The organism is Colwellia sp. 6_MG-2023 (assembly GCF_030547765.1).
GTDB lineage: Bacteria > Pseudomonadota > Gammaproteobacteria > Enterobacterales > Alteromonadaceae > Colwellia.
Map to the genome: position 1 here is coordinate 1 of NZ_JAUOPP010000056.1, position 1484 is coordinate 1484.

2 rRNA genes are annotated in these 1484 nt (G+C 48.9%); both read left to right on the plus strand.

The features are described from left to right. Positions 1-1158: ribosomal RNA gene (locus Q4503_RS18745) — 23S ribosomal RNA — on the plus strand; the annotation flags it as partial. A 197-nt stretch (positions 1159-1355) separates the two neighbouring features. Then, positions 1356-1470 (plus strand): 5S ribosomal RNA (gene rrf, locus Q4503_RS18750). The last annotated feature ends 14 nt before the right edge of the window (positions 1471-1484 follow it).

The following is a 1484-nucleotide window of genomic DNA, read 5'->3' on the forward strand; positions in this document are numbered from 1 at the left end:
AGTCGAAGTAACCAGGTGGCTGGAACTGTTTATTAAAAACACAGCACTGTGCAAAATCGAAAGATGACGTATACGGTGTGACGCCTGCCCGGTGCCGGAAGGTTAATTGATTCGGTTAGTTTTCGGACGAAGCTGATGATCGAAGCCCCGGTAAACGGCGGCCGTAACTATAACGGTCCTAAGGTAGCGAAATTCCTTGTCGGGTAAGTTCCGACCTGCACGAATGGCGTAATCATGGCCACACTGTCTCCACCCGAGACTCAGTGAAATTGAATTTGCGGTTAAGATGCCGTATACCCGCGGCTAGACGGAAAGACCCCGTGAACCTTTACTATAGCTTGACAGTGAACATTGCTCCTACATGTGTAGGATAGGTGGGAGGCGTTGAAACAGAGTCGCTAGATTTTGTGGAGCCAATCTTGAAATACCACCCTTGTATGCGTGATGTTCTAACCTAGGGCCCTAATCGGGCTTGGGGACACTGTCTGGTGGGTAGTTTGACTGGGGCGGTCTCCTCCCAAAGAGTAACGGAGGAGCACGAAGGTTGGCTAAGTATGGTCGGACATCATACGGTTAGTGCAATGGCATAAGCCAGCTTAACTGCGAGACAGACACGTCGAGCAGGTACGAAAGTAGGTCATAGTGATCCGGTGGTTCTGTATGGAAGGGCCATCGCTCAACGGATAAAAGGTACTCCGGGGATAACAGGCTGATACCGCCCAAGAGTTCATATCGACGGCGGTGTTTGGCACCTCGATGTCGGCTCATCACATCCTGGGGCTGAAGTCGGTCCCAAGGGTATGGCTGTTCGCCATTTAAAGTGGTACGCGAGCTGGGTTTAGAACGTCGTGAGACAGTTCGGTCCCTATCTGCCGTGGGCGTTTGAGAATTGAAGAGGGCTGCTCCTAGTACGAGAGGACCGGAGTGGACGAACCGCTGGTGTTCGGGTTGTTATGCCAATAGCATTGCCCGGTAGCTACGTTCGGAACTGATAACCGCTGAAAGCATCTAAGCGGGAAGCAGGCTTTGAGATGAGTTCTCACTGGAGCTTTAAGCTCCCTAAAGGGTCGTTGGAGACTACAACGTTGATAGGTCAGGTGTGTAAGGGCTGTGAGGTCTTGAGCTAACTGATACTAATTGCCCGTGAGGCTTAACCATACAACACCCAAGTAGTTTTTTAGAGCTATGAAGTGGATTGTATGAAGACTGACATAATAGAAACGTCGATGAAAACGTTCATCCATGAACACCATCGACATTAGTGCATCCGTGCACGTCCTCACGTACTTACGTGTTACTTGAATAAGAATAAAGAAAAAACGATATTTACAGCTTTCTAAGATTGAATTTTTTTGTTTAGCGACAATAGCGCTGTGGTACCACCTGACTCCATTCCGAACTCAGAAGTGAAACGCAGTAGCGCCGATGGTAGTGTGGGAGTTCCCATGTGAGAGTAGGACATTGCTAAACTTCTATTTAGAGAA